The sequence below is a fragment of the Streptomyces botrytidirepellens genome (genome assembly GCF_003721215.1).
GTDB lineage: Bacteria > Actinomycetota > Actinomycetes > Streptomycetales > Streptomycetaceae > Streptomyces > Streptomyces himastatinicus.
This window is the reverse complement of the sequence record NZ_RIBZ01000795.1, coordinates 1-13,148: the sequence shown is the minus strand read 5'-3', so window position 1 is coordinate 13,148 and position 13,148 is coordinate 1. Positions and strand designations below refer to the sequence as shown.

At 71.7% G+C, this 13,148-nt stretch carries 14 protein-coding genes and 1 pseudogene; 9 read left to right on the top strand and 6 right to left on the bottom strand.

Features of this window, described 5'->3' with window-relative positions; all coding sequences use genetic code 11:
* The 3 genes and pseudogenes from EEJ42_RS40740 to miaB form a co-directional block, all read right to left on the bottom strand.
* Positions 1 to 338, bottom strand: a pseudogene (locus tag EEJ42_RS40740) (hypothetical protein); the annotation flags it as partial.
* A gap of 10 nt (positions 339 to 348) precedes the next feature.
* Positions 349 to 654, bottom strand: a complete 306-nt coding sequence (locus EEJ42_RS40735) for a hypothetical protein (RefSeq protein ID WP_123107180.1) — start codon at positions 652 to 654, stop codon at positions 349 to 351.
* A 41-nt stretch (positions 655 to 695) separates the two neighbouring features.
* The gene (miaB, locus tag EEJ42_RS40730) at positions 696 to 2,186 is read right to left on the bottom strand and encodes a tRNA (N6-isopentenyl adenosine(37)-C2)-methylthiotransferase MiaB (protein ID WP_123107179.1); all 1,491 of its coding nucleotides are present in this window, start codon (positions 2,184 to 2,186) and stop codon (positions 696 to 698) included.
* A gap of 78 nt (positions 2,187 to 2,264) precedes the next feature.
* On the opposite strand from miaB, the gene EEJ42_RS40725 reads away from it, so the two are divergent.
* Positions 2,265 to 3,254: a TAXI family TRAP transporter solute-binding subunit gene (locus EEJ42_RS40725; RefSeq protein ID WP_123107178.1), complete on the top strand. Its 990-nt coding sequence runs from the start codon at positions 2,265 to 2,267 to the stop codon at positions 3,252 to 3,254.
* A 34-nt stretch (positions 3,255 to 3,288) separates the two neighbouring features.
* On the opposite strand, the gene EEJ42_RS40720 is transcribed toward EEJ42_RS40725, so the two are convergent.
* Both EEJ42_RS40720 and EEJ42_RS40715 read right to left on the bottom strand, forming a co-directional pair.
* The gene (locus tag EEJ42_RS40720; protein ID WP_123107177.1) at positions 3,289 to 4,713 is read right to left on the bottom strand and encodes a sensor histidine kinase; all 1,425 of its coding nucleotides are present in this window, start codon (positions 4,711 to 4,713) and stop codon (positions 3,289 to 3,291) included.
* 18 nt (positions 4,714 to 4,731) lie between these two features.
* The gene (locus EEJ42_RS40715; RefSeq protein WP_123107181.1) at positions 4,732 to 5,448 is read right to left on the bottom strand and encodes a response regulator transcription factor; all 717 of its coding nucleotides are present in this window, start codon (positions 5,446 to 5,448) and stop codon (positions 4,732 to 4,734) included.
* Positions 5,449 to 5,745: 297 nt separating this feature from the next.
* Between EEJ42_RS40715 and EEJ42_RS40710 the strand changes: the two genes are divergently transcribed.
* The 8 genes from EEJ42_RS40710 to EEJ42_RS40680 all read left to right on the top strand — a co-directional run bounded on the left by EEJ42_RS40710 (position 5,746) and on the right by EEJ42_RS40680 (position 12,303).
* Positions 5,746 to 6,522 carry an amino acid ABC transporter ATP-binding protein gene (locus tag EEJ42_RS40710; protein ID WP_009714604.1) on the top strand — a complete coding sequence of 259 codons (777 nt, stop codon included), beginning with the start codon at positions 5,746 to 5,748 and terminating at the stop codon, positions 6,520 to 6,522.
* Between the two features lie 81 nt (positions 6,523 to 6,603).
* Positions 6,604 to 7,512 (top strand): glutamate ABC transporter substrate-binding protein, encoded by a 909-nt coding sequence (locus tag EEJ42_RS40705; RefSeq protein ID WP_123107176.1) that lies wholly within the window; start codon positions 6,604 to 6,606, stop codon positions 7,510 to 7,512.
* Positions 7,513 to 7,597: 85 nt separating this feature from the next.
* Positions 7,598 to 8,245 carry an amino acid ABC transporter permease gene (locus EEJ42_RS40700; protein ID WP_123107175.1) on the top strand — a complete coding sequence of 216 codons (648 nt, stop codon included), beginning with the start codon at positions 7,598 to 7,600 and terminating at the stop codon, positions 8,243 to 8,245.
* A complete protein-coding gene (locus EEJ42_RS40695) occupies positions 8,242 to 9,177 on the top strand; it encodes an amino acid ABC transporter permease (RefSeq protein ID WP_123107174.1) in 936 nt (311 codons plus the stop codon). Before EEJ42_RS40700 ends, EEJ42_RS40695 begins: the two co-directional genes overlap by 4 nt.
* Before the next feature lie 161 nt (positions 9,178 to 9,338).
* Positions 9,339 to 11,054, top strand: coding sequence for an FAD-dependent monooxygenase (locus EEJ42_RS40690; protein WP_123107173.1), 1,716 nt, complete (start codon positions 9,339 to 9,341; stop codon positions 11,052 to 11,054).
* A 152-nt stretch (positions 11,055 to 11,206) separates the two neighbouring features.
* Positions 11,207 to 11,296 (top strand): putative leader peptide, encoded by a 90-nt coding sequence (locus EEJ42_RS54340; RefSeq protein ID WP_324618140.1) that lies wholly within the window; start codon positions 11,207 to 11,209, stop codon positions 11,294 to 11,296.
* Between the two features lie 61 nt (positions 11,297 to 11,357).
* On the top strand, positions 11,358 to 11,903 hold the full coding sequence (locus EEJ42_RS40685) for a cupin domain-containing protein (RefSeq protein WP_123107172.1): 546 nt from the start codon (positions 11,358 to 11,360) through the stop codon (positions 11,901 to 11,903).
* A 4-nt stretch (positions 11,904 to 11,907) separates the two neighbouring features.
* On the top strand, positions 11,908 to 12,303 hold the full coding sequence (locus EEJ42_RS40680) for a rhodanese-like domain-containing protein (protein ID WP_123107171.1): 396 nt from the start codon (positions 11,908 to 11,910) through the stop codon (positions 12,301 to 12,303).
* Between the two features lie 108 nt (positions 12,304 to 12,411).
* Here the strand turns inward: EEJ42_RS40680 and recX are convergent, their stop codons facing one another.
* Complete coding sequence (gene recX / locus EEJ42_RS40675) at positions 12,412 to 13,023, bottom strand: recombination regulator RecX (RefSeq protein WP_123107170.1); 612 nt, start codon at positions 13,021 to 13,023, stop codon at positions 12,412 to 12,414.
* Between the last annotated feature and the right edge of the window lie 125 nt (positions 13,024 to 13,148).

The following is a 13,148-nucleotide window of genomic DNA, read 5'->3' as shown; positions in this document are numbered from 1 at the left end:
GGCACCCCGGCCGCGGCCTCGCCGCCCCCGGCCTCGCTGTCGACAGCCGCCCAGTCCCCGGCGCCGCCTTCAGCGGCCGCCGGCGCCGCGCCCCCGAGCCGTACCTCCACGTCCACGCCGAAGTCGCGGAACGATCCGGTCGCGCCCTGTGGATGCGGTCCTCGCCCCGAGGGCTCCGCCGGACCTGCCACGATCAGCCGCTCGGGCCGGGCCGCCGCCAGCGCCGCGATCGCGTCCAGGCACGCCGCCCGCAGCGCGTCGAGCTCGGGGGCCGCTCCGGCAGCCACCTCGGGCACCAGCAGCGGCGGACACGGACAGACGGCGGCGGCGATCAGCATGATCGCCAGCCTATCCGGCGGGCTCGGGGCGGGGTGCGGAGTCCCACAGCAGCTCGGCCACCCGGAATCGGTAGCAGTAGTTGCCGGTCGCGGCCTCCAGGACCATCAGGAAGGCCTCCCCGTCCCGGTACACCAGCTTCCGGTAGGGATTCACCGGGTGCCGGGGCTCGTACCGCAGCGCGCGCTCACGCAGGGCCTCCAACGCCTCCTCACGGGTCCCCCGGACATGCCCCAGCGCCGTGATCGAGTGGTTACGGGCCCCCGGGCCCATGATCTGGAGGTAGTCCTCGACCAGCAGACCCCACCACGTCGTCATTCCGTCCCCCGTCGGTTCTGTGCGGTGCTGCCCGCCGCTCGTCAGTCGCAGCCGCAGCCCGTCGCGGACGCGGGGGCGGGGGCCGGGGCGCCGATGGTGGGCAGGCCGAGCATCACGCCCGCCGGCTTCTTCTCCTCGGCCGCGTTCCGCCGCTCCCAGGCGTCGCCCGCGCGCGTACGCCGGACGCCCCGGGCCGGGCCCTCGGCCAGCAGGTGGTGCGGCGCGGCGTAGGTGACGTCGACGGTGACGACGTCACCGGGGCGCACCGGCTCGTCGGGCCGGGTGAAGTGCACCAGACGGTTGTCGGGGGCGCGGCCGGACAGCCGCCGGGTGGCGTCGTCCTTGCGGCCCTCACCCTCGGCTACCAGCACCTCGAGCGTCCGGCCCACCTGCTTCTTGTTCTCCTCCCAGGAGATCTCCTCCTGGAGGGCGACCAGCCGCTCGTACCGCTCCTGGACGACCGCCTTCGGCAGCTGCCCGTCCATCTCGGCGGCAGGCGTCCCGGGCCGCTTGGAGTACTGGAAGGTGAACGCCTGGGCGAACCGCGCCTCGCGCACCACGTGCAGTGTCTGCTCGAAGTCCTCGTCCGTCTCGCCGGGGAAGCCGACGATGATGTCGGTCGAGATGGCGGCGTCCGGCATCGCGGCGCGGACCTTCTCGATGATGCCGAGGTAGCGCTCCTGCCGGTACGAGCGGCGCATCGCCTTCAGCACGGTGTCCGAACCGGACTGGAGCGGCATGTGCAGCTGCGGCATCACGTTCTCCGTCTCCGCCATCGCGGCGATGACGTCGTCGGTGAAGTCGCGCGGATGCGGCGAGGTGAACCGGACCCGCTCCAGCCCCTCCACGTTTCCGCAAGCGCGCAGCAGCTTGCTGAAGGCCTCGCGGTCACCGATGTCGGAGCCGTACGCGTTCACGTTCTGGCCGAGCAGGGTGATCTCGGTGACGCCCTCGGCGACGAGCGCCTCCACCTCGGCGAGGATGTCGCCCGGGCGGCGGTCCTTCTCCTTGCCGCGCAGCGCCGGGACGATGCAGAACGTGCAGGTGTTGTTGCAGCCGACGGAGATGGAGACCCACGCGGCGTACGCGGACTCGCGCCGGGTCGGCAGGGTGGAGGGGAAGGCTTCGAGCGACTCGGCGATCTCGACCTGGGCCTCCTCCTGGACCCGGGCGCGCTCCAGCAGCACCGGCAGGCTGCCGATGTTGTGGGTGCCGAAGACGACGTCGACCCAGGGGGCCTTCTTGACGATGGTGTCGCGGTCCTTCTGGGCCAGGCATCCGCCCACGGCGATCTGCATGCCCGGGCGCCGCGCCTTGATCGGTGCGAGCCGGCCGAGATTGCCGTACAGCCGGTTGTCGGCGTTCTCCCGCACCGCGCAGGTGTTGAAGACGACGATGTCGGCTTCGCCCTCACCGGTGCCTTCGGGCGCACGGACGTAACCGGCGCCTTCCAGCAGGCCGGACAGGCGCTCGGAGTCGTGGACGTTCATCTGGCACCCGTAGGTGCGCACCTCGTAAGTCTTCGCACTCATCTCAATCGACCAGGGTACGTGCTCGTCCCGCTCCCCCGCCCCTCCCTTCCCGCGACGGGGGCTGGCAGGATCCTGCCCATGGCCGTCACTCTTCCGCGCCCGGACCGGCGCCGCGCCCTACAGTCCGCCGCGGCGGGCGTGGTCGTCCTCGCGCTGCTGCTGTGGTGGCTCCTGCCGGTCGGCGGCGGGGAGAAGCCCGAGGGGAAGGTGACCTTCGCAACGGGGGTGTCCACCGGCGTCTACCAGACCTACGGCGAGATGCTGAAGCGGGACCTGTCGCGGGACCTCCCCGATGTGGACGTCACGCTCCTGGAGACCCGGGGGTCGCCCGACAACGTGGAGCGGCTGGCCCGCGGCCGGGCCACCTTCGCGATCGCCGCCACCGACGCCGTCGCCGCCTACCACGGCCGGGACGCCGGGCGGCTGCGTGCCTGCGCGCGGCTGTACGACGACTACATGCAGCTGATCGTGCCGCGCGGCTCGAAGGTGCGCTCGGCGCGGGATCTGCGGGGGCTGCGAGTTGGCGTCGGGGACGACGGCTCGGGCGTACAGCTGATCACGCGGGGGCTGATCAAGGCCGCCGGGCTCGACTTCGACAAGGACATCACGGCCGTGCGCTCCGGCATCGACACGATGCCGGAGCTGCTGCGGAAGGGGAAGCTGGACGCCTTCTTCTGGTCGGGCGGGCTGCCGACCACCGCGGTGCGCACCCTGGCCCAGATGTATCCGATCCGGCTCGTCCAGCTCGGCGACCTCACCGGCCCGCTGCACCGGCAGGGCGGGGTGACGCGCTACTACCGGGCGGCGACCGTGCCCGCCGACGCGTACCAGGAGATACGTCAGCCGGATGACGTCAAAACGATCGCGGTACCGAATCTCCTGGTCACCACGGACCGGGTGGACCCTGAGCTGGCCAAGGGCGTCACCCGCACGGTGATAAAGAACCGGGACCGCATCGGGGCGAAGGTGCACGCCGCGCAGAAAGTGGACCTGCGGACGGCCGTATTCACCGATCCGCTGCCGCTGCACAAGGGCGCCGCGCGCTATTACCGCTCGGAGAAGCCGTGAAGCACCTGATGCGTGAAGCTGCCGGCAGGGCGCCTCACTGCGGCTTGCTGCGCGGCACGGTGATGGTGACGCACAGTCCGCGGGGCTCGTTGGGCGCGTAGGCGATGGTGGCGCCGCCCGCCGTGAGCAGCGCACGGGAGATGGACAGGCCCAGTCCGGAACCCGAGACGTTCTGGTGCCGGTTGCTGCGCCAGAAGCGGTCGCCGATCCGGGCCAGCTCGTCCTCGGTGAGGCCGGGACCGCCGTCGGCGACGGTCAGGGCGATGGTCTCGCCCTCGGCCCGCGCCGAGACCTCCACGTGCGACCCCTGGGGCGTGAACTTGAGCGCGTTGTCGACGACCGCGTCCAGAGCGCTGGACAGGGCCACCGGGTCGGCCCAGCCGGTGATGGCCGGGGGTCCCGTGTAGGCGAGACCGACCTCCTCGCGCCCGGCGACCGGAAGCCAGGCGTCCACCCGGTCGGCGGCCAGTTCGGCGATGTCGGTGAGGCGCAGGTCGGCCGCGGTGTGCTCGGCCAGGGCGAGGTCGAGCAGGTCGTCCAGGACGCGGGCCAGGCGCTTGCCCTCGGTACGCACCGAGGCGATCTCCTCATGGCCGTCGGGCAGCTCCAGCCCCAGCAGCTCGATGCGCAGCAGCAGCGCGGAGAGCGGGTTGCGCAGCTGGTGGGAGGCGTCGGCGACGAAGGCCCGCTGCTGTTCCAGGACTTCCTCGACGTTGTCGGCCATCTCGTTGAACGAGCGGGCCAGCCGCCGCAGTTCCGGCGGGCCCGAGGCGGCCGCGACCCGCGACTGCATGCGCCCCGTCGCGATGTCGTGCGTGGCGGTGTCCAGGATTCGTACGGGCCGCAGCACCCAGCCGGTCAGGCGGAACGCAGCCCCCACCGCGAGCAGCATCGCGGCGCACTCCCCGCCCGCGATGACCAGCCAGCCGTGGAGGATGCGCGAGCGCATCCGGCCGGTGGGCGAGTCGGTCACGACGACGGCCACCACGTCCCCGTCCCGTACGACGGGGGACGCGACGGTGAGCCTGCCCCGCTGCCACGGCCACACCTGCGGCGGATCGTGGCTGCGGCGCCCGGCCAGGGCCTCGTCGAAGGCCTCGGCGCCGTTCCCGCCCCGGGGGAGCCGCCAGTCGGCGGGCGCCTTGGCCATCCGCAGGCCGTCCCGGAAGAACACCCCGGCCCGGATGCCGTACAGATCGTGGTAGCGCGCGAGTTCCGAGCTGAGCGTATTGAGCCGTTCGTTGCCCTCGCCGCCCTTGTCGCCCTTCGCGCCCGTCACGGCCGTCGGCCCGGCGGTGACGAACTGGGCGAGCGCGGCGAAGCGGGCGGTGTCGTCGATCCGGTCGACGACCACGCGCTGCTGCTCACGGGCGGCCAGACTCATGGCGAGCGGGAAGCCGAGCGCGAGCAGGACGCCCGCCATGAGGACGATCAGCAGTGGGAGGAGACGAGTGCGCACGCGGGTAGCCCTGGCCGCTCAGCCGGCCGGGGCGACGAGACGGTAGCCCACGCCGCGGACCGTCTCGATCAGGGCGGGCATGTGCAGCTTGGAGCGGAGCGAGGCGATGTGCACCTCCAGGGTGCGTCCGGTTCCCTCCCAGCTGGTGCGCCACACCTCGCTGATGATCTGCTCACGGCGGAAGACCACGCCGGGGCGCTGGGCGAGCAGCGCGAGCAGGTCGAACTCCTTGCGGGTGAGCGAGACCGTCGTGCCGTCGACCGAGACCTGGCGGGTGGACAGCTCGATGGTGACCGGGCCGAGCCGCAGCGGCGGTTGCGGGCCCTCCCCGCTGTCCTCGGTACCGGCCCCGGCACCGGAGTCGGAGGGGAGGGTACGCCTGCTGACGGCGTGGATGCGGGCGAGCAGCTCCATGGTGTCGTACGGCTTGACCACGTAGTCGTCGGCGCCGAGGTTGAGCCCGTGTATGCGGGACCGCACGTCGGAGCGCGCGGTCACCATGATCACGGGCGTCGCGGTGAGCTTGCGGATCCGGCCGCATACCTCGAAGCCGTCCTGGTCCGGCAGTCCGAGGTCGAGGAGTACGACGCCGAAGGGCGCGCCCGCACCGGGCAGCAGCGCCTGAAGCGCCTCCTCGCCGCCGCGGGCGTGGGTGATGTCGAAGCCGTGCCGGGACAGCACCGCGGTCAGGGCCGCGGCCACATGGTTGTCATCCTCGACGAGCAGCAGCCTCACCGGCCCCTCCTCCACCTTCCCTCTCATGGGTGCGCGCTTTGTGCCTGCGCGGCCCCGAAACGTGACCGAAGACACGGCCCCAAGGAATCCACTCCGATACACACGCATGCGTCAAGACGCATACAGTCACAGGAAGGTTTCCGTTATGCAGCCGGTACGACGCCCCTGAGGCCCTTTACACAGAGTGCCGCGCCGAAGCCAGATCGTTATCCTCAATTTCCGCTCAGATGTAATGACGCTGATTGTGGCTGCTCATTAATGTCCTCCCAACCAAGGAGGACGGGAGCGGAAAGCCGAATGAGCGAAGTATCGGTGACCAAGGACGCCGCGCCGGTGGCGAACGCGTTGGTCGCGCTGTCCGGAGTCAACAAGCACTTTGGCGCGCTGCATGTCCTCCAGGACATCGACCTGACCATATCCCGCGGCGAGGTGGTCGTCGTCATCGGACCGTCGGGATCCGGCAAGTCCACGCTGTGCCGCACGATCAACCGGCTGGAGACGATCGACGCCGGATCCATCACGATCGACGGCAAGCCGCTGCCCCAGGAGGGCAGGGAGCTGGCCCGCCTGCGGGCGGACGTCGGCATGGTGTTCCAGTCCTTCAACCTCTTCGCGCACAAGACGGTGCTCGAAAACGTGGTGCTGGGCCAGATCAAGGTCCGTAAGGCGGACAAGAAGGCCGCCGAGGACAAGGCCCGGAAGCTGCTCGACCGGGTGGGCGTCGGCGCCCAGGCGGACAAGTACCCCGCCCAGCTCTCCGGCGGTCAGCAGCAGCGCGTGGCCATCGCCCGCGCGCTCGCCATGGACCCGAAGGTGATGCTCTTCGACGAGCCCACCTCGGCGCTCGACCCGGAGATGATCAACGAGGTGCTGGAGGTCATGCAGCAGCTCGCCCGGGACGGCATGACGATGGTCGTCGTCACCCACGAGATGGGCTTCGCGCGCTCCGCCGCGAACCGCGTGGTCTTCATGGCGGACGGCCGGATCGTCGAAGAGGCCGAGCCGGACCAGTTCTTCAACAATCCGCGCAGCGACCGGGCCAAGGACTTCCTCTCGAAGATCCTCCACCACTGAACCCGCGACACCGCACGCGCACCAAGTTTGCGATGACGTCAAGTCCGCGAAGACGTACGGAACCAAGGATGGGGCAGCACCATGAGGATGCGTAACACGGCAGCGGCCGCAGCGGTGGCACTCGCTCTGGCGGCGACCGCGACCGCCTGTGGCGGCGAGAAGGGCACCGCCGGCGACAAGCCGAAGGGCGGCGAGGTCTACAACGGCTCGTACACGGTCGCCAAGGACGTGAAGGTGGACTCGCCGACCCTGAAGGCGGCGCAGAAGCGCGGCAAGATCGTCATCGGCGCCAAGGCCGACCAGCCCTTCCTGGGCTTCGTGGACACCGAGGGCAAGCGCTCCGGCTTCGACATCGAGATCGCCAAGATGGTCGCCGCCGACCTCGGCTTCTCCGCGGACAAGATCACCTTCAAGACGGTCGACTCCAACGTCCGCGAGACCTCCATCTCCAAGGGCCAGGTCGACTACTACGTCGGCACCTACACCATCAACGACGAGCGCAAGAAGCAGGTGGGCTTCGCGGGCCCGTACTACAAGGCCGGCGCCGACCTTCTGGTCCGCAAGGACGAGAAGGGCATCACCGGCCCGGACAGCGTCAAGGGCAAGAAGATCTGCTCGATCGTCGGCTCCACTCCGCTCCAGGAGATCAAGAAGCCGAAGTACGGGGCCAAGACCACCGAGCTGAGCAAGTACTCGCTCTGCGTCAAGCAGCTCCTCGACGGCCAGGTCGACGCGGTCACCACCGACGACGCGATCCTCAAGGGCTACGCGGCCCAGCGGCCCAGCAAGCTCAAGCTGGTCGGCAAGCCGTTCACCGAGGAGCCGTACGGCATCGGGATGAACAAGAACGACAAGGCGCTGCGCGACGCGATCACCGACTCGCTCGAGAAGCACATCAAGAACGGTGACTACAAGAAGGCGTACGAAGGCACGCTCGGCAAGTCCGGCTCCTCCTACGTCGCGCCGAAGACCCCGCTGCCCCGCTACTGAGCCGGTCCGGTCTCCGGTCCCCCGTTCACCCGTGAAGCCGGTGCGCTCCGCACGCCGCTGACCCGACCGCTACCGCGGAGAATCGATGAACGTACTCCTCGATCATTTGCCCCAGTTCCGTGAGGGGTTCCTCGGAACCCTGGCTCTCACGGCGGCCAGTGCGGCGCTCGCCCTCGTCCTGGGCATCATCCTGGCCGGCTTCCGGGTGTCCCCCATTCCGCCGCTGCGCGCCTTCGGCACGGCGTGGGTCACCCTGTTCCGCAACACCCCGCTGACCCTGCTGTTCCTGATCGCCTTCTTCGTGGTCCCGGAGATCTTCTTCCCGGGAACGAGTCCGTTCGTTCTCGCGATGCTGGCGCTGGGCTGCTACACGTCGTCCTTCGTCTGCGAGGCCGTGCGGTCCGGTATCAACACCGTGCCGCTCGGCCAGGCGGAGGCCGCCCGCAGCCTGGGCATGACCTTCGCCCAGACGCTGCGGATGATAGTCCTCCCGCAGGCCACCCGGACCGTGATCCCTCCGATGAGCAGCATCTTCATCGCTCTGACGAAGAACTCGGCCATCGCGGGCGCCTTCAGCAACACCGAACTGTTCAACGTCTCGAAGCTGCTCAGCGACAAGGGCTTCGCGATCGGGTGGATCTTCCTGTGGGTCGCCCTGTGCTACCTCGTCATCACCTTCGCCATCAGCGGTGCCTTCCGACTGCTGGAGAGCCGTCTGGAGGTGGCCCGATGAGCGCGAGCGTCCTGTACGACGCGCCCGGCCCCAAGGCCCGTATCCGCAACCGCGTCTACTCGGTCATCGGCACCCTCGCCGTCCTCGGACTGATCGTCTTCATCGTCCTGCGGCTGAACGCCAAGGGTCAGTTCGCGCCGGAGATGTGGGACATCTTCAACAACGCGGGCGTGCGGACCAGCATCCGCGACGGCGTGCTCACCACCCTCCAGGTGTTCGCCGTGGCGTCGGTGCTCTCGCTGGCCCTGGGCGTCGTGCTCGCGGTCGCCCGGCTCTCGGACCACAAGCCCGTGCGCTGGATCGCGACCGGGTTCATCGAGCTGTTCCGGGCCATCCCGCTGCTGATCACCATCTACGTCCTGTGGGTGCTCTTCCTCACCTACCGCTCCGACCTGGGCCTCACCGGCGACAGCACCGGCTTCTGGGCGCTGGTCGTCGGGCTGACCGTCTACAACGGCTCGGTGCAGGCAGAGGTGCTGCGGGCGGGCATCAATTCGGTGCCCCGCGGGCAGCGTGAGGCCGCCTACGCCCTCGGCATGAGCAAGACCCAGGTCATGACGACGGTCCTGATCCCGCAGGCCGTCAGAGCGATGCTGCCGACCATCATCAGCCAGCTCGTGGTGACCCTGAAGGACACCTCGCTCGGCTACGTCATCACCTACCAGGAGCTGCTGTTCCAGCTCCAGCAGCTCGCCGCGAACATCGTCGTCAACGACGTCAACCCCTACGTCCCGGTGATCATCGTCGGGGGCACCATCTACATCGCGATGTGCCTGGCCCTCTCCTCCCTGGCCACCTGGATCGAACGGCGCGGCCGGCGCGCCAAGACCGGCATCCCGGTCGCGGACGCCGCCCAGCCGCTCGCGGCCGCCGACGGGATCGACGCCGTGGACCAGCCCGCGCCGGAGCAGCCCGCCGGCAAGACCGGCTGAGGCAACCGGGTCCTGACGGGCGGTGGCGCGTGCGCCACCGCCCGTCGCCGCTTGACGCGGGCACTCGCAGTCGGTTGCATGCTTTCTGTGATCGCTCACCGGGTTTCAACTGCCAGTTTCCGTACGTCACGTACGCCCCGCAGGGCCATGGGAACCGCGCCGTGGACCCGGTGATCGTCGCCGGGGCGGGCCCGGTCGGGCTCACCCTGGCCCTCGCACTCGCCCGTCAGGACGTCCCCGTCGTGCTGTTCGACGAGACCACCGGGGGCGACGAGCCGCGCCTGGCCCGCACCGTCGTGCTGCGCCCGGACACCGCCGCCCTGCTGGAGCGGCTCGGCTGCCGGGCCGCGGCCGGGGTACGGCCGTGGACGGGGTGGCGCACCCTGCGCCGCCGCCAGCTCGTACGGCACGTACCCCTGGTGCCCGGCCCGCTCTTCGGCGCCCCTCCCCCGGCGGCCCCCGAAGTCGGCGACGGGCGGGACGGGGCCACGCGCGACGGATCCCCTCGGGACGGCGAGCCCGAGGCGCCGGTGTCCTCCCCGCTGCATCTGCCGCAGCACGAGCTGACCCGGGCGCTGCGGGCGGCGCTGGCGGCCATCGGCGACGAGGATCTCGTACGGATCGTCCCCGGCACCCGCGTCGAGACCGTGGAACAGGACGCGCGGGGGGTGAGCGTACGGACCCGGGGCGCCCAGGCCACCTGGTGGCGGGGCAGCCACCTGGTCGGCTGCGACGGCCCCCGGTCCACCGTCCGCAAGCAGCTGGGGGTGCGCTTCCCCGGCCGTACGGCGGTGGAGCGGCATGCCGTCGCCGCCCTGCGCGCCGACCTCCCCTGGCCCGGCGAGGCCGTACTGCACCGCTCGCCGCCGTGGCGCAGCATCGACGCGGAGGTGACCGCCCGTCCGCTGCCGCACGGCGTCTGGCGGATCGACTGGCTGCTCCCGCCGGGCCGCGACCTCGTCACCCCGGACGCCCTGATGGTCCGGGTGCGCGACACCCTCGCGGGGTGGTGCGAGGAGACCGCGATCCCCTACGAGCTCCTGGACACCGGCGTGCACACCGTGCACCACCGGCTCGCCCGGCGCTGGCGCGTGGGCCGCGCCTTCCTCGCCGGGGACGCCGCCCATCTGCACGGCGCCCTGGGCACCCAAGGGCTCGAGGAAGGGCTGCGGGACGTCGGCAACCTCGCCTGGAAGCTCTCGCTCGCCTGGCACCACGGCGCTTCCGACGCCCTGCTCGACAGCTATCAGGCGGAGCGGCGGACGGCCGTCGCCGCGCGGCTGCGCACCGCCGACCAGGCGCTGCCGCTGGTCCGGGCGGCCGGGGGGTGGCGCGCGGTACGGCGCACGGTGCTGCCGGGGGGCGCGCGCGGCCATGACGCGCTGCTCACCGACGGTCACCTCGGCCATGGCCCCCTCGGCGCGCCCCCCGCCTACAGCCGCTCCCCGCTGGCCCCGGCGGCGCCCCCGGAGGGATCCGTCCCGGTGGGCACGCCCACCGGGGGGCCGGTGGCCGACGTCCGTGTGACCGCGCCGGACGGTGCGGTGGTGCGGCTGTGGGAGCGGCTGGGCCGGGAGCTGCTGGTGGTGCTGGTCGCCCCGGGCACCGGGGTGTGGGACCGCCGCCACTGGATGCGCGCCGGGCTGATGCCCCGGCTGGCGGCGGCCGTCTCGGCCCTGCCGATGCGCACGGAACTGCTGGTCGCCGAGGAGTACCCGGGGGCTCCGGCCCACACCGTGCTGCTGGTGCGGCCGGACGGTCATCTCGCCGCGGCGCTGTCCGGGGTACGCCCCGCCGAGCTGTACGCGTGTGCGGACGCGGCGCGGGGCGGGGACACCGCCCGGGGCGCGGACGCGGAGGCCATGGCACGTCGGTAGTGAGGGGAGGCCACGGCACGCCGGTGGTGAGGAGTGCGTCACGCGCCCTCGCGCCCATCATGGCGCTGACGTCGTACGCCGGTGTGTGGGCCGTCCCGGAGCGCCCCCGGTGTGATTGACCTCCCCGTCCGGCTCATGCTTCACTGCGGAGCGTGACTGACACCGGCCTGCCTCGCTTCTGGCGGAGGGTCCATCTGGACCTCCTCCGCTACGCGGGCTGCGTGTGTCGTCCGTCCTGTTGATCCGCTTTTCCTCCCGCGCGGCCCGGCCGCGCCCCTTTCGCGATCACCCAGGACGGTTTCCGTGTCTGACGCACCCCTTCTCTCCCCTGCGCGCCCCTCGGCCGGTCCCGCCACGCCGCCCAGCGCGGCCGATCTGCTGGACTTCGTCCGCCGGACCGCCGCCGACGCCGAACTCGTCGCCTCGCTGCCGCTCGACCCCGAGGGCCGCACCTGGCTGCGGCTGGAGGGCCCGGGCGGCAGCGAGGCATGGCTGATCGCCTGGCCGCCCGGCACCGGCACCGGCTGGCACGACCACGGCGGTTCGCACGGGGCGTTCGTGACGGCAGCCGGTGAGCTGAACGAACAGTCGCTGGCCGTCCGCCTGCCCACCGAGGGCTGGAAGACCCTGGAACTGGCCGAGGGCGTGGACCGCGAACGGCGGCTGTCCGCCGGACTCGGCCGGGCCTTCGGCGCACACCATGTCCACGAGGTCATCAACCCGTCGTCGGAGCGGCATGCGGTGTCGGTGCACGCCTACTATCCGCCGCTGCCGCTGATGCGGCGCTACAGTCGCACCGGCCAGGTGCTGCGGCTGGAGCAGGTCGAGCGGCCGCAGGAATGGGAGTGACGCGATGGGCGCGGCACACGTGACGAAGCGGAGCGTGGACGAGCTGCTGGCCGAGGCCCGCCAGGGGCTGGACCGGCTCGGCCCCGAGGAGGCCGCTGCCGTGCAGTCCGCGGGCGGGCTGCTGGTGGACATCCGGTATGCGGCGCTGCGGGAGCGCGACGGCACCATCCCCGGCGCGCTGATCGTCGAGCGGAACGAGCTGGAGTGGCGGCTCGACCCGCAGTGCGACCACCGGCTGCCCGAGGCCACCCACCACGATCTTCAGGTGGTGGTGGTCTGCAACGAGGGCTATGCGTCGAGCTTCGCGGCGGTCTCGCTGCGGCAGCTGGGCCTGACCCGGGCGACCGATCTGGCCGGCGGCTTCCAGGCGTGGCGGGCGGCCGGTCTGCCGGTGTACTGACCTCCCCGGCCCGCGCCCCGTGGTCCGGAGGGCCCCGCGTCGACGAGACGTCGGCCAGAGGGGCCGGACGGTCGGACGGGGCCGGAGGGCCCGACGTCGGCCGGAGCGTCAGACGTCGGGCAGGTGGTGCTCCAGCAGCTCCGGGTCCTCGCCCTCCTCCTCCAGCGCGCGCCGCACCACCCGGAGTGCCACCCCCTCGGGATATCCCTTGCGGGCGAGCATTCCGGCGAGGCGGCGCAGCCGCTTCTCCCGGTCGAGGCCGCGGGTGGTGCGCAGCTTGCGCTCGACCAGCTCGCGGGCGGTCCGCTCCTCCTGATCGGCGTCGAGCTGCCCCACGGCATCGGCGATCAACGCGGAGTCGACGCCCTTGGTGCGCAGCTCCCGGGCGAGCGCGCGGCGGGCCAGGCCCCGGCTGTGATGCCGGGACTCCACCCAGGCCTCCGCGAACGCCGCGTCATCGATCAGCCCGACGTCCTCGAACCGGGACAGCACCTCCTCCGCCGCCTCATCGGGGATGCCGCGGGTGCGCAGGGCGTCCGCGAGCTGCTGACGGGTGCGCGGGGTCCCGGTGAGCAGGCGCAGGCAGATCGCCCGCGCCTGCTCCTCCGGGCCGAGCGGCGTCCCCTGCTCGGCCCTCGACGAGGAGGGGGCGCCGCGATCCGGACGGTCCGGGGGCTCCGGACGGCCCGGGCCGTCCTGCCAGTCGGTCCGCCGTGTCATGGATCAGCTCTTCGCCGCGGCGGTCTTGGCCGCCTTCGACCCGGACTTGGCCGCCGGGGCCGCCGCGGGCTTCGCCGGCTCCGCGGCGGGCACGGCACCCGCCGCGTCCGGGCCGGGCTCGGCGG

Bases quoted from the DNA above. Each gene is read 5' to 3' on its own strand.
- EEJ42_RS40735 (WP_123107180.1), bottom strand. From the start codon at position 654: ATGACGACGTGGTGGGGTCTGCTGGTCGAGGACTACCTCCAGATCATG.
- miaB (WP_123107179.1), bottom strand. From the start codon at position 2,186: ATGAGTGCGAAGACTTACGAGGTGCGCACCTACGGGTGCCAGATGAAC.
- EEJ42_RS40725 (WP_123107178.1), top strand. From the start codon at position 2,265: ATGGCCGTCACTCTTCCGCGCCCGGACCGGCGCCGCGCCCTACAGTCC.
- EEJ42_RS40710 (WP_009714604.1), top strand. From the start codon at position 5,746: ATGAGCGAAGTATCGGTGACCAAGGACGCCGCGCCGGTGGCGAACGCG.
- EEJ42_RS40705 (WP_123107176.1), top strand. From the start codon at position 6,604: ATGAGGATGCGTAACACGGCAGCGGCCGCAGCGGTGGCACTCGCTCTG.
- EEJ42_RS40700 (WP_123107175.1), top strand. From the start codon at position 7,598: ATGAACGTACTCCTCGATCATTTGCCCCAGTTCCGTGAGGGGTTCCTC.
- EEJ42_RS40695 (WP_123107174.1), top strand. From the start codon at position 8,242: ATGAGCGCGAGCGTCCTGTACGACGCGCCCGGCCCCAAGGCCCGTATC.
- EEJ42_RS40680 (WP_123107171.1), top strand. From the start codon at position 11,908: ATGGGCGCGGCACACGTGACGAAGCGGAGCGTGGACGAGCTGCTGGCC.
- recX (WP_123107170.1), bottom strand. From the start codon at position 13,023: ATGACACGGCGGACCGACTGGCAGGACGGCCCGGGCCGTCCGGAGCCC.